Genomic DNA, 22,408 nt, shown 5'->3' with positions numbered 1-22,408 from the left:
AACGTGCCACGCCAGTGAAAGCCACTCCGCGTCGCCTCGCCGTGACAGACCCACTCGCGGCTTCCTGGGAGGGAGCGGCGCATCAACCCGTTCGAGAGGACCGATTGGTGGGCGACAGGATGTTCGCTTCCGAGGGCGACTCGGTGAACGTCGGACGCCAGGGGTCTGGAGCATGGGCCGACAGGTGGGACGACTCTCCGCGCCGCCCGACGGGCGACGACGCCGCAGTCGGTGTGGCCCGCCGCCTGCAGGCTCGCCTCGACCGGCATCTGTGGCTGCTGGAGCGCCTGCGGGTGGAACAGCCCTACCCCGAGCCTCCCGGGTTCCCCGAGCTGCTCGAGTCCGGCCGCCGGATGCGCCGCGACACCGAGAGCATCCTCGTGCTGGCCGGCCAGGAGCCGGGGGCGCACGGCACTGTGTCCCGGCGGCTGGCCGACCTCCTGGACGACGCCGCCGTGGCAGCCGAGGAGCCGGCCCGCGTCGAGGTCCGGCCCGCGCCGTCGGCCACCGTCGCGGCCGGGGCGGCTGCGGAGTTCCTGCACGTTCTGGCGGAGCTCGTCGACGACGCCACCGCCGTCTACCCGGGAGCGCGTCTCGACGTCGCGAGCCGGGTGGAGGCCAGAGGGATCGTCGTCGACGTGGCCGTCGAGGGGGGCACGCGCCGTGACCTCTCCGGCTTCGACGACGCGAACGGCTCCGACGGTCGCCGGGTGGCCGTGGTCGCCGAGCAGATCGCCGACCGTTCGCGGTACGGCATCACCCTGAGCCGCCCGCTGGCCGGCGCTCCGCACGCCGGCTCCGGGCCGGTGGCCAGCGTGCACTGCCCGCCGTCCGCCGTCACCCTCGACGAGCCGCGCCCGGCGGCAGCCGATCCGCTGCTGCCCACCAGGAACGGCACCGGGTCGTTCCCGCTGGTGAACGATCCCCTGCGGCTGAACGACGACCCCCTGCGTCCGGAGGGCGATCCGCTCCTGCCCACGAGGAGCGGCAAGGGCCTGTTCCCGCTGCTGAACGACCCACTGCGCGACGACGACGGTCCGCTGCGCGACAGGGATCCGCTGCGCGACAGGGATCCGCTGCGCGACAGCGACCCGTTCCGCGACCGGGACCCGTTCTCGTCGGACAACGGCTCGGTACGCGGGGAGGACGACGTGTTCTCGACCGGGAACGGCTCCCTCCGTCGTGACGACGACCCGTTCTCGTCGGAGAGCACGCCACCCCGTCGTGACGACGACCCGTTCTCGCTGGAGAACAAGCCACCCCGTCGTGACGACGACCCGTTCTCGCTCGGCTCCGGGCTGCCGCGCCGGGACCACGACCCGTTCGCGCCGGGAGGTGGCGGGGCGCGGGACGACGACCCGTTCTCGCTCGGCAGTGGGCTGCCGCGCCGCGAGCACGACCCGTTCTCGTCGGGCAACGGGTTCCAGTACGACGCGTTCTACGGGGGCAGCGCCTCCGAGTCGCCCGTCAACGGTTCGGCGCCGCCGACCAACGGGTCCGGCACCAACGGTGCGGGGCAGGCGGAGAGCTCGCTGTTCGGCGACCCGCCGGCGCCCTCGTACTCACCGTCGGCGTCCTCCCAGGTGGACGAGCTGTTCGGGCCGCTGCTGGACCTGCCGCTCGAACCGATCGACGACCGCTACGCCACCCCGATCTTCGAGGCCATCGCCTCGGCGTGGTTCCGCGACCCCGACACCGACGGCGAGGCAGGCAGCGCGGCCGACGGTGCCGCTCCGATCGACTGGGAGTCGCCCAACGACACCGAGTGGCGGGAGGCCGCGGCCCGCGCCGCCCAACCGGAGCCGGCGGCCACCACCACGTCGAGCGGGCTGCCCCGGCGGCGCCCCGGTGGCCAGCTCGTGCCGCCGCCGCGCGCGCAGGAACCCAACCCCGTCGGCGAGCGGGTTCCCGACCGCGTGCGCGACCGCCTCAGCACCTACCAGCGCGGGCTGAACCAGGGCCGCCACCGCGCACCGGGCGAGGAGCAGGACGCCTGGTGATGCGGCGGCCCTGATCAGGGGGCGGCTGCATCACAGGCCGGCTGACGGCGGCACATGACCATGACAGGGTGCCTCCATGCCCTACGACGTCCGCGCCGTCCGTGACCACTTCCCCGCGCTGAAGGCCGGGTACTCCCACTTCGACGGCCCCGGCGGATCCCAGGTGCCCGACGTGGTCGCCGACGCAGTGGCGAGCGCGATGGTCTCCCCGCTGGCCAACCGGGGCCGGGTCACGGCCGCGGAGCGGACGGCCGACGACATCGTGACCGGGGCGCGCAGCGCGATGGCCGACCTGCTCGGAGCCGACCCGGGCGGGATCGTGTTCGGCCGCAGCATGACCCAGCTCACCTTCGACATGGCCCGCACCATCGCCACCACCTGGCGGCCGGGTGACGAGGTCGTGGTCACCCGGCTCGACCACGACGCCAACATCCGCCCCTGGGTCAAGGCGGCGGAAGCCGTGGGTGCCGTCGTGCGCTGGGCCGCCTTCGACCCCGCGACGGGTGAGCTGACGGAAGAGGACATCGCCACCGTGCTCTCCCCGCGCACGCGCCTGGTGGCCGTGACCGCGGCGTCGAACCTGATCGGGACCTGCCCGCCGGTGCGGGCCATCACCGATCTCGCCCACGAGGCAGGCGCCCTCGCCTACGTGGACGGGGTGCACTTCACCGCGCACGCCGCCGTTCATCTCGAGGCGCTGGGCGCCGACTTCTACGCCTGCTCCCCGTACAAGTTCCTCGGGCCGCACTGCGGCGTGCTCGCCGCGGCGCCCGCGCTCCTCGCCGACCTGCACCCGCAGAAGCTGCTGCCCTCCTCCGACGCCGTGCCGGAGCGGTTCGAGCTCGGCACCCTGCCCTACGAACTGCTCGCCGGCACCACCGCCGCCGTCGACTTCCTCGCCTCGCTGGGGCCCTCGACACTCGCGGCGGCGAGCAGGCGCGACCGGCTGGTGGCGGCGATGGGCGCGATCTCAGGGCACGAGGACCGGCTGCGCGGCCGCATCGAGGCCGGCCTGGCCGCGCTGCCGGGCGTCACGGTGTACTCCCGGGCGGCCCACCGCACCCCGACGTTGCTCGTCGGCTTCGCCGACCGGGAGCCCGCCGCGGCGTACGAGTTCCTCGCCGACCGCGGGGTGAACGCGCCCGCCAGCTCGTTCTACGCGATCGAGGCGTCGCGGTGGCTCGGCCTGGGTGACGGTGGCGCGCTGCGGATCGGGCTCGCTCCGTACCTCGACGACGACGACGTCGACCGGCTCCTCGACGCGCTGCGGGCCTTCCTCGGCTGAGGCGGGATCACGACGGTTCTGGCAGGACGCCGCGCCGGCCCGCCGCCCGGGTGTGCTCGAAGATCAGGCTGGTCTCGGTGCCGGCGATGGCGGGGTCGCGGTTGAGGTGGTCGGCGACGAACCGGCGGAGCTCGTCGGTGCTCGCCGTGGCGACGTGCACGAGGAAGTCGTTGGCCCCGGCGACGAAGTAGACGTCGAGCACCTCGTGGCGCCTGCTGAGCACGGTCACCAGGTCGCCCATCGCCGCGCGGGCGTGGGGCTGCAGGCGGATCGCGATCATCGCCTGGAGGTCGTGGCCCAGCGCCCGGGGATCGATGTCGGCGTAGTAGCCGCGGATCACCCCGGTCTCCCGCAGCGCGCGCACCCTGGCCAGGCAGGTGGACTGGGCCACGCCGACCCGCTCGGCCAGCTCCTTGTTGGAGACGCGGGCATCGCTGCCGAGGACGCGGAGGATCGCGAGATCGGTGCTGTCGAGGGGCCGAACATCCTGCGGCGGGGCGGGTCGCATGGGGGCTGCTCCTGCAGGAGGCATTGGCATATGGAGAGAATATCGAATCTCCTGCCGAACTATTGCAGGTATTCAGCGTCATCTTCATTCTCGGAGCATGAGAATCGGTGTGCCTCGCGAGGTCAAGAACCACGAGTACCGCGTCGCCCTGACCCCGGCCGGGGCGCACGAGCTCACCCGCTCCGGGCATCACGTGCTCGTCGAGCGCGGTGCCGGACTCGGCAGCTCGATCACCGACGCCGACTTCGAGGCGGCAGGTGCCCGCATCGTCCCCACCGCCGACGAGGTGTGGGACGCCGCCGACCTGCTGCTGAAGGTGAAGGAGCCGATCGAGCAGGAGTACCACCGGCTGCGGCGCGGGCAGGTGCTGTTCACCTACCTCCACCTCGCCGCGTCCCTGCCGTGCACCGAGGCGCTGCTCCGGTCCGGCACCACGGCGATCGCGTACGAGACCGTCCGGCTGCCCGACGGCACGCTGCCCCTGCTCGCACCGATGAGCGAGGTGGCCGGCCGGCTCGCGCCGCAGGCCGGGGCGAGCGCGCTGCTGCGTGCCGCAGGCGGGCGTGGCGTGCTGCTCGGCGGTGTCCCCGGGGTCCGCCCGGCCGACGTCGTGGTGATCGGCGCCGGTGTCTCCGGGCAGAACGCGGTGGCGATGGCCGTGGGGCTCGGGGCCGACGTCACCGTGCTCGACCTCGACGTCACCAAGCTCCGCAGGCTCGACGACCGCTACGCGGGCCGGGTGCGGACGATCGTCTCCAACGCGCACGAGCTCGAGAAGGCGTGCCTCGCGGCCGACCTCGTGATCGGCGCCGTGCTGGTGCCGGGCGCCCGGGCACCGCGGCTGGTGAGCAACGACCTAGTGCGGCGGATGAAGCCGGGCTCCGTGCTCGTCGACATCGCCATCGACCAGGGCGGCTGCTTCGAGGACTCCCGGCCCACCACGCACGACGACCCGACCTACCGGGTGCACAACTCGGTGTTCTACTGCGTGGCGAACATGCCCGGCGCCGTGCCGCACACCTCGACCTACGCGCTGACCAACGCCACGCTGCCGTACGTGCTGCAGCTGGCGAACCTCGGCTGGGTCGACGCGCTCGAGGCCGATCCCGCGCTGGCCGCCGGCCTGTCCACCCACGACGGGGCCCTCACCAGCCTCGAGGTGGCCCACGACCTCGGCCTGCCCTACGCCGAGCCGCGGGGGCTCGTCCCGGCCTGAGGGCGGCGACCGGCGACCGGACGCTTATTGTTCGCTCGTGTCCGGCGACTGGTGGGTCCTCGTGCTGGCCGCGCTGCCGGTGCTGGGCCTGCTGGTGGCCGTGCTCGTCAGGGGCCGCCCCGCGGCCGCCGATCCCGCCTCGTTGACCGCGGAGCCGGAGGACCGGCCGCTGCCCGCCGTGGTGGCCAACCCGATCAGGATCGAGCCCGGTACGCGCAGGCGGATCGAGTCGGTCTGTGCCGGGCTGGGCTGGGCGGCGCCGCTGTGGCTGGAGACCACCGTCGAGGACCCGGGCACCGGCCAGGCCCGCCTCGCGGTCGAGCGCGGGGCCGATGTCGTGCTGGCCTGCGGCGGCGACGGCACCGTGCGGGCGGTGGCGGAGGCACTCGCCGGCACCGGGGTGGCGATGGGCCTGGTCCCGGCCGGCACCGGCAACCTGCTCGCCCGCGCCCTCGGCACGCCGGACAACGTGGCCGTGGCCGCCCGCGTCGCCCTCACCGGTGACGACCGGAAGATCGACGTCGGGCGCGTCCGGGTCGACGGCGGCGACGAGGAGCACGTCTTCCTGGTGATGGCGGGCACCGGGTTCGACGCCGCGATCATGGAGAGCACCCCGGAGGCGCTGAAGGTGCGGGTCGGCCCGCTCGCCTATGTGATCTCCGGGCTGCGGGCGATGCGGGGCCGCCGCACCCGCGTCACCCTGACCCTCGACGACGGGCCACCGCTGCGCCGCCGCACCCGGACCGTTCTGGTGGGCAACAGCGGCACCTTGCTCGGTGGTCTGGTGCTCATGCCGCGAGCCACCGTCGACGACGGCGTGCTCGACGTCGTGAACATCGCCCCGAAGGGCCTCGCCGGCTGGATCGCGGTCGCCGGACGGGTGATCAGCAGGCGTGGCGACGGCAGCTCGCGGGTGGAGCACTGGCAGGCGCGCTCGATCGTCATCGAGGCCGAGGACCCGCAGCCGTCCCAGCTCGACGGCGACCCGATCGGCGACGCGACGCGGCTGGAGATCCGGGTGCAACCCGCTGCGCTCGTGATGCGCGTGGCCGACGTCCTGCCGCCGGACCCGCCGGACCCCGGTGGGCGGCCCTGACGTGCGCACGGTCTACGTCATCGGTATCGGCGCGGGCGATCCCGAGCACCTCACGCTGCAGGCGGTGGCGGCGATGAACCGGGTCGACGTCTTCTTCACCATCGACAAGGGCGACGACAAGGACGACCTGGCGCGGCTGCGTTCCGAGCTCCTGGAGCGGCACGTGACGCGGCCGCACCGGGTGGTGGCGGCAGGCGACCCGCAACGCGACCGGGCCGCGGCACCGGGCCGGTACGAAGCGGCCGTCGTCGACTGGCAGGACCGCCGCGAGTCGATCTACGAGCGGATGATCACCGACGAGCTCGACGCCGACGGCTGCGGCGCCTTCCTCGTGTGGGGCGACCCCGCGATCTACGACGGCACGCTGCGCATCCTCGAGCGGATCGCCGGGCGGGGCACCGTCGCGTTCGCGGTGGAGTCGATCCCGGGGATCAGCAGCGTGCAGGCGCTCGCGGCACGGCACCGGGTGATCCTCAACCGGGTCGGCAGGCCGTTCGCGGTCACCACGGGGCGCAGGCTCGCGGACGAGGGGCTGCCCGCCGGCATGGACGACGTCGTCGTCATGCTGGATGCGCGCAACGCCTTCGCCGCGCTTCCCGACACCGACCTCGACATCTACTGGGGCGCCTACGTCGGCACGGCGGACGAGGTGCTCGTGCACGGCGACCTGCAGCAGGTCAAGGCGGAGATCGTGCGGATCCGGGCCGAGTGGCGCGAGCGCAAGGGTTGGATCATGGACACCTATCTCCTGCGGCGGCGGGACCGGTGAAGGTGCTCGTGCTCGGCGGCACCGGGCAGGCCCGGCGGCTCGTCGCCGCCCTGCACGGGCGCCCCGGGTTCACGGTCACCTCCTCGTTGGCCGGGCGGGTGGCGGTGCCCGAGCTCCCGCCGGGCGACGTCCGGATCGGCGGGTTCGGCGGCGTCGACGGGCTGGCGGCCTGGCTGCGGAGCAACAGGACCGACGCGGTCGTCGACGCCACGCATCCCTTCGCCGCCGGGATGTCCGCCAACGCCGTGGCGGCCACCACCGCAACCGGCGTGCCGCTGCTCGTCCTGCGCCGCCCGGGCTGGACCGCGGGACCGGGGGACCGCTGGCACCGGGTCCCCGACGCGGCGGCTGCCGCCGCGCTGCTGCCCACTCTCGGGGAGCGGGTCTTCCTGACCACGGGACACGGCGATCTCGCCACCTTCGCCGCCGTCGACCGGATCTGGTTCCTGCTCCGCTGCGTCGACCCGCCGCGGCCGCCCCTGCCTGCCCGGTGCCACGTGGTGCTCGGCCGGGGGCCGTTCACCGCCGACTCCGAACGTGAACTGCTGCGCGAGCACCGCATCGACGTGCTGGTCACCCGCGACAGCGGCGGCGAGATGACCGCGGCCAAGCTGGTCGCCGCGCGGGAGCTGGGGGTGCCCGTCGTGCTGCTCGACCGGCCGCCCGCCCCGGACGCGCCCGCGGTGGTCTCCGTCGAGGAGGCCCTGGGCTGGCTGGAGGCCACGGACCCGTGCGCGCCGGCCGGGTGATCGCCTCTCCGGTCACTCCCGGGGGAACTCGGCCCGCACCCCGAGCAGCCGCACCGGCCGCCGGGACGTGAACTTCTCGAGCACGTCGAGCGCGGCGGCCGTGAGGACCTCGGGGTCCTGGGTGGGCGTCTCGAGGGTGGCGCTGCGGGTGTAGGTGGAAAACGGCGCGAACCGCACCTTGACGGCCACGCGCGCGGCCGGGCGGACCTCGTCGCCGATGTCGCCGGCCACACGCCGGGCCAACGTGGCCACCTCGGCGCGGACGTCGTCCCAGCCGATGAGGTTCTCCTGGAAGGTCGTCTCGTGGCTGAGCGAGCGCCGCACCCACGGTGTTCCCTCCACCGTCGCGCGGCCGATCCCGCGCCCGAGCTGCACGTACCAGGGTCCGAGGGTGGGACCGAGGTCGGCGGCGAGGGCGGCCGGGTCGGCGGCGGCGAGCTCCGCGACGGTGTGGACGCCGCGGTCGGCGAGCTTGCGTGCGGTCTTGGTGCCGATACCCCACAGTGCGCTGGTCGGCCGGTGTGCCATGACCTCCCCCCAGTTCGATGCCGTCAGCCGGAACACCCCGTCGCCCGCGCCGGGCTTCGCGAACGCCGTGGCGAGCTTGGCGCGCAGCATGTTGTCGCCGATCCCGACGGAGCACGACAGGTGCGTCCGGGCCAGCACCGCCGCCCGGATCCCCCTGGCGAGCGCCTCGGGCTCGTCGACCCGCGCGCCGACGAACGCCTCGTCCCAGCCCATCACCTCGACCACCACGTCGGGGAACCCGCGCAGCGTCGCCATGACCTCCTCGGACACCTCCTCGTAGTGGGGGTTGTCGGCGGGCAGGAACACGGCGTCCGGGCAGCGCTTCGCCGCGGTGCGCAGGGGCAGCCCGGAACGCACCCCGTGCGCGCGGGCCTCGTACGAGGCCGTGGCGACCACCGCACGCTGCGTCGGATCGCCCTTACCCCCGACCACCACGGGCAGCCCGGCGAGCTCGGGGCGGCGCAGGATCTCGACCGCGGCGATGAACTGGTCGAGATCGACGTGCAGCACCCACGAGGCCACACGGCCAGTGTGCCGGGCCGCGCCCCGTCCGGCGTTCCCCCGACCGGCGAGGATGGGACGCAGCGTCCGGATGGCCTAGGGTCGTCGACACTCGTCCTGCTCCGGGGGCGGTGGCTCCAGGAGATCGGTGTGAAGAAGCTCCGCGTGCTGGGCGTCGGCGTCCTCCTCGTCTGCGCCACGGCGGCCGCGGTGGCTCCGGTGGCCGCCGTCGCTCCGGTGGCGGCCGCGCCCGCGAGTGCCGGGGACGCCGGGTCGACCGAGTACACCGTCCTGCTCACCGCCACCGGTGACGCCGCCGTCCGCGCGGCGGGCGAGGCGGCGGTCGGGGCGGCAGGTGGGCGGGTGACGAGGGAGAACGCCGCCGTCGGCGCACTGGTGGTGCAGGCGCCCGCCGTGGGGTTCGTGGAGCGGGTCACCGAGGCCGACGCCGTGTTCGGGGCGGCTCGCGCCCGGCCGGTCGGTTCGACCGTCGCGGGGCCCGGCGTGGCGCCCGAGGTCGCCGGGATCCCCGCGCCCGCCCAGGACGGTGCTGCCCAGGCCGGTTCAGCCCAGGAAGATCTTGCGCAGGGGCCGTCGGGGCTCGACCCGCTGGACAGGAAGCTGTGGGGCCACACGATGATCGAGGCGGCCGCGGCCCGTTCGATCGAGCCGGGGGACCGGCGCGTGCAGGTCGGCATCCTCGACAGCGGGATCGACGCCACGCACCCCGACATCGCCCCGAACTTCGACGCGGAGCTCTCGCGCAACTTCGTCACCGACGTCCCGAAGGACACGACGGGCGCCGACCTGGACGGGCCGTGCGAGTTCACGGGATGCGTCGACCCGGTCGGCCACGACGACTCGGGCCACGGCACCCACGTGGCGGGGATCGTGGCCGCCGCCGCGAACGGGGCGGGCCTGTCCGGGGTCGCGCCGGGGGTGCGCCTGGTGAACATCCGCGGTGGGCAGGACGCCGGCCTGCTGTTCCTGCAGCCCGTGATCGATGCGCTGACCTACGGCGCCGACGCCGGCCTCGACGTGATCAACATGTCGTTCTACGTCGACCCGTGGCTCTACAACTGCCTCGACAACCCGGCCGACCCGCCCGAGGCCCGGATCGAGCAGCGCACCACGGTCGAGGCGGTCGGCCGGGCGCTGGAGTACGCGCACGCCGGCGGCGTCACGCTGGTGGGGTCGCTCGGCAACAACCACGAGGACCTCGGCAGGCCGCGCGCCGACCGGTCCAGCCCCGACTACCCGACGGCCAGCGCGTACCCGCGCACGATCGACAACAACACCTGCCTCAGCCTGCCGGTGGAGGGTCCGCACGTGCTCGGGGTGGCGGCCGTCGGGCCGTCGGGGGCGAAGGCGGACTACTCGAACTACGGCCTGGAGCAGACCGCACTGGCCGCGCCGGGCGGCTGGCTCCAGGACGGGTTCGGCACCCCGGGCTTCCAGCGCGTCGAGAACCTGGTGCTGTCCACGTACCCGCGCGGCGCGCTGATCGCGAAGGGCGCCGTCGACGCGGCAGGCACGATCACCCCCGTGGGCACCGCGGGCGGAGTGCTCCGGTCGTGCGGGCCGGGGGGCTGCGGCTACTACGCCTACCTGCAGGGAACGTCGATGGCCTCACCGCAGGTGAGCGGGGTCGCCGCGCTCGTGGTGAGCCGGTTCGGCACCCCGGACCCTCGCCACCCGGGGAACCTGACGATGCCCCCCGACGAGGTGGAGCGCGTGCTGCTGCGTTCGGCCACCCCCACGCCCTGCCCCGCGCCGGTCGTCTCCTACACCCGGGAGGGCCGGTCCCCGGAGTTCGACGCCCCGTGCACCGGCGACGCGAACGCCAACGGGCACTACGGGCGCGGGATCGTCGACGCGCTCGCCGCGGTGACCGACGACCCGACACGCGAGTAGCTCAGCGCACCGCGGCCGGCTCGATCAGCCGCACCACCGACGACGCCATCCGGAGCGACCCGATCCCCGTGGGGTGGAACGGGAAGGGGTCGGCCATGCCCTGCAGGTCCGGACCCAGGCCGTCGGTCCCGTCCTCGCACAGCAGCCCGAGCTCGGGGCGGGCCACCGCGAAGCCGTACTTCTCCGCACCGGCGCTGAGCACGGCGTTGAGCTGGTCGTTGCGGTTCGTCAGCAGTTCGATCTTGGCCGCGTCGAGGCCGGGGTGGCCCACGGCGCGGGTGTCGGCGCAGTCGGCGTCCGGCGGGAACGCCCCGTAGGACGTCAGCACGATGACCTGGGGGCGGCCGGGCAGGTCGTTGAGGTCGACGAGCAGGTCGCCGTAGACGCGGTCGAACGCCGCCATCCGGTAGTCGAACTCGCCCTGAGTGAGCTGGTCCCCGCAGTCGGGCACGCCGTAGCAGTAGCGCAGGAAGTCGGTCCAGCCGACGTCGTTGGGACCGATGGCCACCACGACGAAGCGCAGGTCGCGCACCTGCTTCAGCACGCCGATCTGGGCGGGGACGAGCCGGTCACCACGTTCCTGCGGCCCGCGCAGCCCCGTGGTGACGGTGGCGCTCGGGCAGGCGAGGTTCAGCACGTTCGCCGACGCCAGGTGGCCGACCTCGGCGGCGAGGGAGTCGGTGCTGCGTTCGCAGGCGACGTCGTCGGGGGTGCCACCGGGCAGCGGGGGACCGCCGACGCGGACGGCCCGCGAGTCGCCGACCACCGCTCCCTCGTACCCGCTGACCAGGGGCCCGACCGGGTCGGGGCTGAGGTGGTAGGCGCCCACGAGCTGGGCGAGGGAGGAGACCCCACGCAGCCCCTGCGCTGCCCCGGTGTAGGCGAGCACGCCGGAGACACCCCAGGCCACCACGGAGGCGGCCACCGCGATCACGGTCATCCGGCGGGCGGCGCGCACGCAGTAGGCCACGATCTCGTGCAGCGGAGCGTGGCCTCCGGTCTCGCGGTCCTGCCGGCGCAGGACGACGAGGGTCCGCAGGCCCGCCGCGCCCGCGGCGGCCGCGAGCGTGAAGGCGACCAGTCCGAGCCCGCCGAGGACGTACCAGGTGGCGAACCCCGTGGTGACCGCCGAGACGGCGTCGTCGCGCGCCTTGGGTCCCTCTGCAGGGTCGAACACCGCGGCTGCTGCATCGCTGCGCTGGACCGGGCCCATGGTCAGCTGCGGGCGCAGCGGCCCGTAGACGCGCAGCCGGTCCACGTCGAGCTCGGTGTTCCCGACCTGGACGAGCCGTGCGGGACCGGCGACGGACAGCTGCGGTGGCCGGGCGCCGACGGAGATGTGCTGCCCGAAGACGACCAGATCCTGCGCCGGGGTGAGCGCGACCGTGATGGGGAGACCGACACCGAGGCAGAACAGCACCAGCAGCAGCGTCGGCCACGAACGGAGCTCCCGGAGCACGGTCCGCCTGCCGGGTGTGCTGTCCAGTGCTCCGCCTCCGTCCGGTCGCCTTCCCGCCACCGTCTGTTGTCGTCGCCGTCTGTGTTGTCGCCGTCGGTTCGTCGTCACTGCGTGCGTTCCGACCACCAGGATGCGTGACGACGGCCCGGGACGGAACCCACCGGTAACAAGTCGGAACATACCCGGCGGACCGGGCCTGCCGGCTCCGGTCAGAGAGCCGCGCGGACGGCCAGCAGTGCCACGTCGTCGTCGAGCGGGTCGGCGGAGAAACCTTCCACGGCCTCCCGGACGGCCGCGACGACCTGCCGTGCCGGCCGACCGGCCACGCCCTTCGCGACCTCGAGCAGCCGTTCGGCGCCGAACTGCTCGCGGCCGCGGCGGCGCTCGGTGACGCCGTCGGTGTAGACCAGCAGCGTGTCGCCGGGGCCGAGGCGGTGCGGGGTGCACGTCAGGCGGACGCTGGGCAGCAGCCCGACCGCGGTGCCGAACCGCCCGATGAGCTCGGCGGTGCCGTCCGCCCGCACCAGCACCGGTTGGACGTGCCCGGCGAGCACGAGCTCGACGTCGAGGCCGGCGTGCGCGCTGCGGCCCGCCGGGTCGACCCCGGTCGGCCGTCGCCTGCTGACCATCGCCGCGGCGAGCGTGCAGAACTGCAGGGGGTCGCCCGCCTCGATCATCACCTCGTTGAGCATCTCGATGGCCCGTGGCAGCGGCCGGTCGTCCCGCACGAGCACCCGCAGGACGTCCCGGACGAGTCCGGTGCGGGCCGCCGCGCGGGCGCCCTTGCCACAGACGTCGCCGATCGACACCAGCCAGTGGGACGGGTCGACCGTGAGGACGTCGTAGAAGTCGCCGCCGACGTCGCTGCCCGTGCTCGCCGGGAGGTACTCGGCCGCGAAGTCGACGCCGGGCACCACCGGCAGCGCCCGGGGGAGCAGTGCCTGCTGCAGCGCCTGCGACACGGCGACGTGGGCACCGGTGCTCTGCGCGTTGTGGATCGTGAGCGCCGCCCGGCGGGCGATGTCGCCCGCCATCACGATGTCCTCGGGGCTGTGCGGCCGCCCGTCGGGACGGCCCACGAGCAGCGTGCCGATGGTGCGGCCCCTGGCGCGCAGCGGCAGCGCGATGCCGTCGGTGGGCACGGCGAAGCGCACCGGGGCGGAGCCGTCGCGGCTCAGCTCGGCGAACCGGGCCCGCAGCTCGCCGGGCAGTCCCGGGGTGCCGTCCGGGTCGAGGACCGAGCGCAGCTCGGGGAGCTTGGTCTCGTCGGCATGGGTGAGCGCGGCCAGCCGCAGCCTGCCGGAGGGCTCCACGAGGTGCACGGCGCACCACCGGCCGAGGCGGGGCACGACGACCTGCGGGACCACCGCGACGGCCAGGTCCACGTCCAGGGACTGGCCGAGCAGCTCGCTGGTCTCGGCCAGGTAGGTCATCCACGATCGCCTGCGCTGGTCCACCCCTCGCAGCCAGTCGGACTCGACGGCCATCGCGATCCGCGCGGCGATCAGCTCGGTGAGGTCGCGCGTGCGGTCGGCGTCGACACCGGCGGGGTGTGCGGTCAGTCGGTGCACCACCCGCAGGACGCCGCGCAGCGGCGCCGTCATCGGCAGGCGGACCTCGACGGCGTGCCCCCCGCCGTATCCGGAACCGTCGCGGGCGACCTCCCGGGCCCCGGTGCCGTCACCCTCGTCGACCTTGACGTCGACGGAGTCGGCGTCGAGCAGCTCGCGGAGCCTGCGGACCAGCTCGGCCACCAGCTCCACCGGTTCCAGCCGGTCGCCCAGCGCGGCAGGCACGTGCAGCAGCCAGCGGGCCTGCTCGGCGGTGCTCCACACGCGTTCGGTGTCCGGGGGAGCGGCCGGGGTGGTGGGCGCCACGGGAGCGCTGCCCCGGCTCACGGAGAACCAGATGATGTGCCGGCCGTCGGACTCGTGGCGGGTGCCCCAGGTGGTGGCGAGGCGCTGGACGAGGGCGAGCCCCCGGCCGTGGCTGGCCGCTCGGCCGTAGCGCTGCCGGGGTTGGGCGAGGTGCAGCTCGAGCGGCCCGGCTCCCCGGTCGGTGACGGCGATCGTGACCTCGTCGTCGGTGACGGTGAGGGCCACCTCGAACTCGGTGCCGGCGTGCAGCACGGCGTTCTCGCACAGCTCACTGGCCAGCAGCACGACCGTGTCGACCAGGTCGCCCCCGTCGCCGTTCTCGCCGGTGGGAGCGTCGAGATCGCGCATGGCTTCCTGGAGCATGCGCCGCGCTCGACCGGCTGATCGGGCGTCCGGCGGCAGCCTTGTCCGCCGCTCGAGCTGAACGGGCACGGCTGCAGTGTGCACTGTCGGCCTCGTGCGCGCTCGCGCCGCCGTCCCCTAGGAGCGCGCTGAACAACTCGGCCCGCAGCGGGCGGAGTTGTTCAGCGCCCTCCTGGCCCGGGGGATCGACCCTTAGCCTGGAGGCATGGACGCGGCTGATCGACGTTGAGATCGACGTCGAGGATCGACGCGGAGGGATCGACGCGGGAGGATCCACTAGGGTCTGGTCCTGCGGCGGCCGCGGCCGGTGCCGTGGCGCGCGCCGGTGCCTGTTCGCCGGTCCGAGCATTGGGAGGACGGCGGTCATGACCACCACACGGCCCCAGAGCTCCGAGGTCCAGGAGACCGGGGAGTCCGCCGCGGCCGACGACAGCGGCCTGCTGGCGGAGCTGGCCGAGGCCCTGCACGAGGTGCGGCTCGGCCGCTTCCAGGTGCGGTTGCCACGACGGCAGGGCCTCGCGGGTGAGGTCGTCGACGAGTTCAACGAGATGGCCGCGCTGCAGGAGCGGCGCAACCGGGACCTGTTGCGGATCAGCCGGGTGGTCGGCCGCGAGGGCCGGATGTCCGACCGGCTCAACGAGGAGTCCTACGACGGGTCGTGGGCCACCGGGGTGCAGGCGGTCAACGCGCTGATCGACGACCTCGCGGCGCCCACCGCGGAGATCGCGCGGGTGATCGAGGCCGTCGCGGAGGGCGACCTCTCCCAGCACATGGCGCTCGAGATCGAGGGCCGGCCGCTGCGCGGTGAGTTCCGGCGGATCGGCCGCACCGTCAACACGATGGTCGACCAGCTCTCGAGCTTCGCCGACGAGGTCACGCGGGTGGCCCGCGAGGTGGGCACCGACGGCCGCCTCGGCGGTCAGGCCGACGTGCGGGGCGTCGCCGGCACCTGGCGGGCGCTCACCGACTCGGTCAACACGATGGCCAGCAACCTCACCAACCAGGTGCGCTCGATCTCGTCCGCGGCCACGGCGATCGCCCAGGGCGACCTGTCGCGCACGATCACGGTGAACGCCCGCGGGGAGGTCGCCGAGCTCGCCGACACGATCAACGCGCTCACCTCCACGCTGCGGCTGTTCGCCGACGAGGTCACGCGCGTGGCCCGGGAGGTGGGCACCGACGGTCGACTCGGTGGCCAGGCCGCGGTGCCCAACGTCGCCGGCACCTGGAAGAACCTCACCGACGCGGTGAACCTGATGGCCGCCAACCTCACCGCGCAGGTGCGCGGCATCGCCCAGGTCGCCACCGCCGTCGCCACGGGTGACCTGTCGCAGAAGATCACCGTCGATGCGCGGGGGGAGATCCTCGAGCTGAAGTCGACGGTGAACACGATGGTGGATCAGCTGTCGTCGTTCGCCGATGAGGTCACGCGGGTGGCGCGTGAGGTGGGCACGGAGGGCAAGCTCGGTGGCCAGGCCGCGGTGCCCAACGTCTCGGGTACCTGGCGGGACCTCACGGAGAACGTGAACCAGCTGGCGGGCAACCTGACTGCGCAGGTGCGCAACATCGCGCAGGTGACCACGGCGGTGGCGCGGGGTGATCTGTCGCAGAAGATCACGGTGGATGCGCGGGGGGAGATCCTCGAGCTGAAGTCGACGGTGAACACGATGGTGGATCAGCTGTCGTCGTTCGCTGATGAGGTCACGCGGGTGGCGCGTGAGGTCGGCACGGAGGGCAAGCTCGGCGGGCAGGCCGAGGTCGAGGACGTCGCCGGCACCTGGCGCGACCTCACCGACAACGTGAACTACATGGCGTCGAACCTGACCGGCCAGGTGCGCAACATCGCGCAGGTCACGACGGCGGTGGCGCGGGGTGATCTGTCGCAGAAGATCACGGTGGATGCGCGGGGGGAGATCCTCGAGCTGAAGTCGACGGTGAACACGATGGTGGATCAGCTGTCGTCGTTCGCGGACGAGGTCACGCGGGTGGCGCGTGAGGTGGGTACCGAGGGCAAGCTCGGTGGTCAGGCCGAGGTCAAGGGGGTCGCCGGTACCTGGCGGGACCTCACGGAGAACGTGAACCAGCTCGCGGGCAACCTCACCGCACAGGTGCGCAACATCGCGCAGGTCACCACGGCCGTGGCCCAGGGTGACCTGTCGCAGAAGATCACCGTCGACGCCCGGGGGGAGATCCTCGAGCTGAAGTCGACGGTGAACACGATGGTGGATCAGCTGTCGTCGTTCGCGGACGAGGTCACGCGGGTGGCGCGTGAGGTCGGCATCGAGGGCAAGCTCGGTGGTCAGGCCGAGGTCAAGGGCGTCGCGGGCACCTGGCGGGACCTGACCGAGAACGTGAACCAGCTGGCGGGCAACCTGACTGCGCAGGTGCGCAACATCGCGCAGGTGACCACGGCGGTGGCGCGGGGTGATCTGTCGCAGAAGATCACGGTGGATGCGCGGGGGGAGATCCTCGAGCTGAAGTCGACGGTGAACACGATGGTGGATCAGCTGTCGTCGTTCGCGGACGAGGTCACGCGGGTGGCGCGTGAGGTCGGCAGCGAAGGCATGCTCGGTGGCCAGGCTCAGGTGCGTGGCGTGTCCGGCACGTGGCGCGACCTCACCGAGAACGTGAACCAGCTTGCCTCCACCCTCACCACGCAGCTGCGGGCGATCTCGGCCGTGTCGACGTCCGTGGCCAGCGGCGACCTGACCCAGCAGATCAAGGTGGCCGCGTTCGGGGAGGTCGCCGAGCTCAAGGACAACATCAACCAGATGATCGTGGCGCTGCGCGAGACCACGGAGGAGAACGCCGCCCAGAACTGGCTCGACTCCAACCTCGCCCGCATCGGCGGCCTGCTGCAGGGCCAGCGTGACCTCGGCGAGGTCTGCCGGATGATCATGAACGAGGTCGCGCCGCTGGTGAATGCGCAGGTCGGAGCGTTCTTCCTCGCCGCCGATCCCGTGCGTCCCGCCGGCGACGCCCGGTGGGTGATGAGCGGCGGGTACGCCACCGTACCGGGTGACCCGCCGATGTCCTTCGCCTCCGGCGAGGGCCTCGTCGGGCAGGCCGCCGCCACGCGGCAGGTGGTCCGCGTCGAGGACGTACCGCCCGACTACCTCCCGATCCGCTCCGGCGTGGGCACCGCGGCACCCCGCGCCGTGGTCGTGCTCCCCGTCCAGTTCGAGGGGGAGTGCCTCGGCGTGATCGAGCTGGGATCCGTCACGCCCTTCTCGACGCTGCACCTGATGTTCCTCGAACGTCTCGTCGCCACGATAGGCGTCGCGATCACCACCATCCGCGCCAACCGGCGCACCGAGGAGCTGCTGTCCCAGTCCCAGGGCCTGGCGATGGAGATGCAGGACCAGTCGGCGGAGCTCCAGCGGGCCAACGCCGAGCTCGAGGAGAAGGCCGAGCAGCTCTCCGAGCAGAACCGCAACGTCGAGATCAAGAACATGGAGATCGACGCCGCCCGCCGCGGCGTCGAGGAGAAGGCCCAGCAGCTCGCGCTGGCCAGCCAGTACAAGTCCGAGTTCCTGGCGAACATGAGCCACGAGCTGCGCACCCCGCTCAACTCGCTGCTGCTGCTCTCCCGCCTGCTCGCCGACAACCCGAACAACAATCTCACCGACAAGCAGATCGAGTTCGCGAGCACGATCCACAGCGCGGGCTCCGACCTGCTGCGGCTGATCGACGACATCCTCGACCTCTCGAAGATCGAGGCAGGCCGGGTCGACGTCGACCCGGCACCGGTGGACCTCGCCGAGGTACGCGGCTACGTCGAGCAGGCGTTCCGGCCGCAGGCCGAGGACAAGGGCCTGGAGCTGCGCGTCCGGACCGATCCCGACCTGCCGGCCGCGATCATCAGCGACGCCCAGCGGCTGCAGCAGATCCTGCGCAACCTGCTCGCCAACGCCGTCAAGTTCACCGACTCCGGCTACGTCGAGCTGTCCATCGTCATCGCTCCGGGCGGCACCCTCCACGGGGTGCCCGCCCTCGACTCGGCCCGGTCGGTGATCGCCTTCGCCGTCCGCGACACGGGAATCGGCATCCCCCGCGGGAAGCTCGACATGATCTTCGAGGCGTTCCAGCAGGCCGACGGCACCACGAGCCGCAAGTACGGCGGCACCGGGCTCGGGCTCTCGATCTCCAAGGAGCTCGCCCACATGCTGGGCGGCAAGATCGAGGTGACCTCCGAGGTCGACGAGGGCTCGGTATTCACCCTGCTGCTGCCCGACGAGCTCCCGCCCGCCACGGCGGCCGCGGCCCGGATGCTGCCCCGCCGGTTCCCGGACATGTCCGCCTTCGACCGGCCCGCTCCGGCCCCCACCTCCAACCCGATCCTGCGCACCACCCCGGGCGCACCGGCGGGCGGCCGGTCCACCCCGGAGCTGGCCGACGTCACCGTCCTCATCATCGACGACGACGTGCGCAACGTGTTCGCGCTGACCAGTGCGCTGGAGCTGCACGGGCTCACGGTGCTGTACGCCGACAACGGCACCGACGGCATCCGGCTGCTCACCCAGCACCCGGAGGTGGACGTCGTCCTGATGGACGCGATGATGCCCGACATCGACGGCAACGAGACGACGCGGCGGATTCGTGCCCTGCCGCAGGGACGCGAGCTGCCCGTCGTGTTCCTCACCGCCAAGGCCATGCCCGGGGACCGCGAGTCCAGCCTGGCGGCCGGAGCCACCGAGTACGTCACCAAGCCGGTGGATCTCGACGCGCTGCTGTCCCTGATGGCGGCCTGGGTGCGGCCGAGAGCGGGCTCGGCGCCCGGCGCGGACGCCGGAGGCTCGCGGGGCAGAGGTGGGGAGTCGGTGGAATGAGTGTGAGGCAGGCGGCCAGGGTGCTGGCCGTGGACGACCGGCGCGACAACCTGCTGGCGTTGCAGGCGATCCTCGAAGGGCTGCCCATCGAGATCGTGTCGGTCACCAGCGGAGAGGACGCCCTGAAGCGGCTGCTGGTGGAGGACTACGCGGTGATCCTGCTCGACGCTCACATGCCCGGCATGGACGGCTTCGAGACGGCCGGCCACGTCAAGCAGCGTGAGCGCACGCGCCACATCCCGATCCTGTTCCTCACGGCTGTGGACTACGACCCGCACCTGGCGTTCCGGGGCTATCAGGCGGGCGCGGTCGACTACATCACCAAGCCGTTCGACCCGTGGGTGCTGCGGTCCAAGGTCACCGTGTTCGTGGACCTGTGGACGATGCACAGCCAGCTGGCCGAGCGCGCGGCGGAGTGCGGCACGCTGCGGGCCGCCGTGGACGACGCGCTGGAACTGCTCGACGGGAGCGAACCCAACGCCGCCGAGCGCGCTCGGGAGCGCCTCGCGTCCGTGCGGTCGGCCCGGGCTCGCTGACCGTCGGCCGGAGCGCGCAGACCGACCCGCAGCACTGCACACGGCGCCTGGAGACGGCGCGGGCCCGGCCACTCCCAGGGAGTGGCCGGGCCCTGCGGCAGTGAGGGCTGCCAGGGGAGGGATCAGCTCTTGAAGGTGTCCTTGACCTTCTCACCGGCCTGCTTGAGGTTGCCCTTCGCCTGGTCGCCGTGGCCCTCGGTCTCGAGGCCCGGGTCGTCGGTGGCCTTGCCGACCTTCTCCTTGGCCTTGCCCTTGAGCTCCTCGGCCTTGTTGTCGATCTTGTCGTCGGTACCCATGGTGAACTCCGTTCGTCAGATGCGCGTGGCATCGATGCCTCCCAGACCTACCCCGTGGGCGGTGGTCCCACACACCTCGTGGAACGCCGGCTCGTCGACGCGACCCGGCCTGTGTGCTCGGCAGCCCTACTCGGTGACGCCGGCGAGGCAGAGGCAGAACGGGTGGCCTGCGGGGTCGAGGTAGACCCGGAAGTACTTGCCCGGCTGGTGCTCGTGCTTGCGGGCACCGATCGCGAGCACCTGCGCCTCGGCGGCGTCGAGGTCGGGCACGTCGAAGTCGAGGTGGATCTGCTGCGGCAGCTCGTCGCCCGGCCACTGCGGCGGCACGTGCCCGGGGGCCAGCTGGAAGGCCAGGGCGACCCCGCCCTGGGCGGCGAGCTGTACCCAGTCGTCGTCCGACCGCTCGACTGGGGCGCCGGACAGCGCGCTGTAGAACTCGGCGAGGGCCCGTGGCTCGCGGCAGTCGAGGGCGATGGCGCTCAGCGTGGCGATTCCGGTGATGGTCGTCATGTCCCTGGACGCTAGCGGGCGCCCCCGACATTTCGGGCGGGGTGAAGCGGCGGATGGCGAGCCGGGGGAGGGGTGTCAGCGGGGGCGCAGGACGTAGGCCGTGTAGCCGTAGTCGGCGCCGTACGCGCGCCGGACGTCGATCTCCCGCCCTGCCACCTCGTCCAGGACCGCCGGGTCGACCCCCTGGGCCCGCAGCGCCTCGACGCGCGCGGCGAGCGGGTCGTAGTAGGCCGCCCAATCGGAGTCGGGCAGCAGGTACGTGGCCGCGACGGTCCAGCCCGCCTCCAGCGCGGCTCGGACGTTGGCGTCGGTGCGGCGCATGCCGGGGTAGTCCGCGTCCCAGAACGCGCGCGCCCCGGCGGCGGGTTCTGCGGTGGTCCACACGCACTCGGTGAGCACCAGTGCGCCGCCGGGCGCGAGCAGCCGCCGCCACGAGGCCAGAGCCTCGTCGAAGCCCATGACGTAGGCCGATCCCTCGGCCCACAGGAGGTCGGCCGACCCGTCCGGCAGCGGCAGGTCCTGCATCGGGGCGATGAGAGGACGTACCCGGTCGGCGAGACCGGCCGCCGCCGCGGCGGCCCGCAGGTGGTCGAGGAACGGTTCGTGGAGGTCGACGGCCACGACCTCGGCGCCGGTCTCCTCGGCCAGCAGCAGGCTCGACGGGCCGGTGCCGCAGCCGATGTCGACCACGCGGGGGCGGGGCGGCACCGGCGAGGCCAGCCGCAGCAGCAGACGGGTGGTGGACGCCGACCCCGGTGCCTGCCGGGGCAGCCCGTCGTGCGCCTGCCAGAAGATCTCCGCGGTGCTCATGGCGCAGACCCGACCGCACGTACGGCGTGTTCGTCCAGCGATTTCATCCGGATGCGGTGTGTGCGGTCACGGGTCCGGCGCGTCGCCGCGCCGGCCCACCAGCCGGGCCAGGGCCGGGGCCACCAGCAGCATGGCGATCAGCCGCAGCACCTGCACGGCCACCACGAAGGTCGCGTCCGCGCCGGCGGACACCGCCGTGGCCAGCACCGCGTAGACCCCGCCCGGCGTGGTCGCGAGGTAGGTCTCCAGCGGGGTGGCTCCGGTGAGGTGCGTCAGGAGGAGCCCGAGGCCCGCGCAGGCGACGATCACGGCGACGATCAGGGCGGTGGCCAGCGGCAGCACACCGACGACCATGCGCAGGCTCTCGCGGGTGAACCGCACACCCGCCTGCCACCCGATGACGGCGTACGCGACCTCGACGATCACCGTGGGCGGGGTCGCCCCGAACGACCACCCGGCCAGGTTCAGGGCGATCGCCACGGCCATCGGGCCCAGCAGCCCGCCGGCCGGGACCCGCGTGACGTGCGCCAGTGCGAGCCCGGCAGCGGCGCAGAGCACGAGGAACCCGACGTCGACGAACCACGGCGGACCACCGGTGTCCGGGCCCGCCGCCGCCGTGGCGGACGCCCCGAACACCAGCGCCGCCACGATCGGCATCGACGCGGTGACCAGGCCGACCCTCAGGTACTGCACGACGGCCACGACCCGGTCGTCACCGCCGAGATCACGGCTGATCGCGACCAGCCCGGACGCACCTCCCGCGGTGAGCGCGAGCATCCCGGTCAGCGGCGTGACTCCGGGACGCAACCCGAGGAGCAGACCGGCCCCCATGCTGAGGGCGAGCGTGCCCACGCTCACCAGCAGCACCGGCAACCAGTCGGCGGCGAGCCCGGTGAGCGTCGAGGGCTGTGCGAGCACGCCGATGACCACCCCGATCACCGCCTGGGCCAGCGTGGTGGCCGAGCGTGAGACCCGGGCGGGTGCCCAGCCGGTCAACGCGAGCCCGGTGGCGACGATCAGCCCGGCGAACAGGGCGGGGGACGGCACGGCCGCCACCGCCATCCCGGCGGTCACCACCGCGGTGAGCGCAACCAGCAGTGCCCAGCGTGCCCACCCGCGCGATCTCATCGGACACGATCCTCGGTCACCGGCACCTTCGGGC

General features: G+C 73.2%; 17 protein-coding genes. 9 read left to right on the top strand and 8 right to left on the bottom strand.

Annotation, left to right across the window (positions count from 1 at the left end):
- The first annotated feature begins 107 nt into the window (after positions 1–107).
- Positions 108–2,000 (top strand): histidine kinase, encoded by a 1,893-nt coding sequence (locus AC5L35_RS04645; RefSeq protein ID WP_495058277.1) that lies wholly within the window; start codon positions 108–110, stop codon positions 1,998–2,000.
- Positions 2,001–2,076: 76 nt separating this feature from the next.
- Entirely contained in the window at positions 2,077–3,285 is a 1,209-nt protein-coding gene (locus tag AC5L35_RS04640) for a cysteine desulfurase-like protein (RefSeq protein WP_495058276.1), read from the top strand.
- A gap of 7 nt (positions 3,286–3,292) precedes the next feature.
- Here AC5L35_RS04640 and AC5L35_RS04635 read toward each other — a convergent pair whose 3' ends face one another.
- A complete protein-coding gene (locus AC5L35_RS04635) occupies positions 3,293–3,793 on the bottom strand; it encodes an Lrp/AsnC family transcriptional regulator (protein ID WP_495058275.1) in 501 nt (166 codons plus the stop codon).
- A 97-nt stretch (positions 3,794–3,890) separates the two neighbouring features.
- Here AC5L35_RS04635 and ald point away from each other — a divergent pair, with 97 nt between their 5' ends.
- From ald to AC5L35_RS04615, 4 genes are read left to right on the top strand one after another with little or no spacing between them, the layout of a single operon-like run.
- Positions 3,891–5,009, top strand: coding sequence for an alanine dehydrogenase (gene ald / locus AC5L35_RS04630; RefSeq protein ID WP_495058274.1), 1,119 nt, complete (start codon positions 3,891–3,893; stop codon positions 5,007–5,009).
- A gap of 37 nt (positions 5,010–5,046) precedes the next feature.
- On the top strand, positions 5,047–6,105 hold the full coding sequence (locus AC5L35_RS04625) for a diacylglycerol/lipid kinase family protein (protein WP_495058273.1): 1,059 nt from the start codon (positions 5,047–5,049) through the stop codon (positions 6,103–6,105).
- Position 6,106: 1 nt separating this feature from the next.
- Positions 6,107–6,874 carry a precorrin-6A synthase (deacetylating) gene (gene cobF / locus AC5L35_RS04620; protein WP_495058692.1) on the top strand — a complete coding sequence of 256 codons (768 nt, stop codon included), beginning with the start codon at positions 6,107–6,109 and terminating at the stop codon, positions 6,872–6,874.
- On the top strand, positions 6,871–7,623 hold the full coding sequence (locus AC5L35_RS04615; RefSeq protein WP_495058272.1) for a cobalt-precorrin-6A reductase: 753 nt from the start codon (positions 6,871–6,873) through the stop codon (positions 7,621–7,623). The genes cobF and AC5L35_RS04615 overlap by 4 nt, the downstream gene beginning before the upstream one ends.
- 12 nt (positions 7,624–7,635) lie before the next feature.
- Here the strand turns inward: AC5L35_RS04615 and AC5L35_RS04610 are convergent, their stop codons facing one another.
- A complete protein-coding gene (locus AC5L35_RS04610; RefSeq protein WP_495058271.1) occupies positions 7,636–8,673 on the bottom strand; it encodes a DNA polymerase IV in 1,038 nt (345 codons plus the stop codon).
- 129 nt (positions 8,674–8,802) lie between these two features.
- Here AC5L35_RS04610 and AC5L35_RS04605 point away from each other — a divergent pair, with 129 nt between their 5' ends.
- Positions 8,803–10,566, top strand: coding sequence for a S8 family peptidase (locus tag AC5L35_RS04605; RefSeq protein ID WP_495058270.1), 1,764 nt, complete (start codon positions 8,803–8,805; stop codon positions 10,564–10,566).
- 1 nt (position 10,567) lies between these two features.
- Here the strand turns inward: AC5L35_RS04605 and AC5L35_RS04600 are convergent, their stop codons facing one another.
- Both AC5L35_RS04600 and AC5L35_RS04595 read right to left on the bottom strand, forming a co-directional pair.
- Entirely contained in the window at positions 10,568–12,025 is a 1,458-nt protein-coding gene (locus tag AC5L35_RS04600) for an SGNH/GDSL hydrolase family protein (protein WP_495058269.1), read from the bottom strand.
- Between the two features lie 209 nt (positions 12,026–12,234).
- Positions 12,235–14,334, bottom strand: a complete 2,100-nt coding sequence (locus AC5L35_RS04595; RefSeq protein ID WP_495058268.1) for a SpoIIE family protein phosphatase — start codon at positions 14,332–14,334, stop codon at positions 12,235–12,237.
- A 296-nt stretch (positions 14,335–14,630) separates the two neighbouring features.
- Here AC5L35_RS04595 and AC5L35_RS04590 point away from each other — a divergent pair, with 296 nt between their 5' ends.
- The gene (locus AC5L35_RS04590) at positions 14,631–19,094 is read left to right on the top strand and encodes a HAMP domain-containing protein (protein WP_495058267.1); all 4,464 of its coding nucleotides are present in this window, start codon (positions 14,631–14,633) and stop codon (positions 19,092–19,094) included.
- The gene (locus AC5L35_RS04585; RefSeq protein WP_495058266.1) at positions 19,091–19,630 is read left to right on the top strand and encodes a response regulator; all 540 of its coding nucleotides are present in this window, start codon (positions 19,091–19,093) and stop codon (positions 19,628–19,630) included. Before AC5L35_RS04590 ends, AC5L35_RS04585 begins: the two co-directional genes overlap by 4 nt.
- Positions 19,631–19,752: 122 nt before the next feature.
- Here the strand turns inward: AC5L35_RS04585 and AC5L35_RS04580 are convergent, their stop codons facing one another.
- The 4 genes from AC5L35_RS04580 to AC5L35_RS04565 all read right to left on the bottom strand — a co-directional run bounded on the left by AC5L35_RS04580 (position 19,753) and on the right by AC5L35_RS04565 (position 22,374).
- Positions 19,753–19,926, bottom strand: a complete 174-nt coding sequence (locus tag AC5L35_RS04580) for a CsbD family protein (protein ID WP_495058265.1) — start codon at positions 19,924–19,926, stop codon at positions 19,753–19,755.
- Positions 19,927–20,052: 126 nt separating this feature from the next.
- Entirely contained in the window at positions 20,053–20,436 is a 384-nt protein-coding gene (locus tag AC5L35_RS04575) for a VOC family protein (protein ID WP_495058264.1), read from the bottom strand.
- Between the two features lie 75 nt (positions 20,437–20,511).
- The gene (locus AC5L35_RS04570) at positions 20,512–21,246 is read right to left on the bottom strand and encodes an SAM-dependent methyltransferase (protein ID WP_495058263.1); all 735 of its coding nucleotides are present in this window, start codon (positions 21,244–21,246) and stop codon (positions 20,512–20,514) included.
- Positions 21,247–21,312: 66 nt separating this feature from the next.
- On the bottom strand, positions 21,313–22,374 hold the full coding sequence (locus tag AC5L35_RS04565; RefSeq protein ID WP_495058262.1) for an AbrB family transcriptional regulator: 1,062 nt from the start codon (positions 22,372–22,374) through the stop codon (positions 21,313–21,315).
- Between the last annotated feature and the right edge of the window lie 34 nt (positions 22,375–22,408).

Source organism: Pseudonocardia sp. OZ21 (assembly GCF_059359135.1).
The sequence above is the reverse complement of the archived record's forward strand: the minus strand, read 5'-3'. Positions and strand labels throughout refer to the sequence as shown.

Bases quoted from the DNA above. Each gene is read 5' to 3' on its own strand.
- ald (WP_495058274.1), top strand. From the start codon at position 3,891: ATGAGAATCGGTGTGCCTCGCGAGGTCAAGAACCACGAGTACCGCGTC.
- AC5L35_RS04565 (WP_495058262.1), bottom strand. From the start codon at position 22,374: ATGAGATCGCGCGGGTGGGCACGCTGGGCACTGCTGGTTGCGCTCACC.
- AC5L35_RS04570 (WP_495058263.1), bottom strand. From the start codon at position 21,246: ATGAGCACCGCGGAGATCTTCTGGCAGGCGCACGACGGGCTGCCCCGG.
- AC5L35_RS04640 (WP_495058276.1), top strand. From the start codon at position 2,077: ATGCCCTACGACGTCCGCGCCGTCCGTGACCACTTCCCCGCGCTGAAG.
- AC5L35_RS04590 (WP_495058267.1), top strand. From the start codon at position 14,631: ATGACCACCACACGGCCCCAGAGCTCCGAGGTCCAGGAGACCGGGGAG.
- AC5L35_RS04580 (WP_495058265.1), bottom strand. From the start codon at position 19,926: ATGGGTACCGACGACAAGATCGACAACAAGGCCGAGGAGCTCAAGGGC.
- AC5L35_RS04635 (WP_495058275.1), bottom strand. From the start codon at position 3,793: ATGCGACCCGCCCCGCCGCAGGATGTTCGGCCCCTCGACAGCACCGAT.
- AC5L35_RS04585 (WP_495058266.1), top strand. From the start codon at position 19,091: ATGAGTGTGAGGCAGGCGGCCAGGGTGCTGGCCGTGGACGACCGGCGC.
- AC5L35_RS04575 (WP_495058264.1), bottom strand. From the start codon at position 20,436: ATGACGACCATCACCGGAATCGCCACGCTGAGCGCCATCGCCCTCGAC.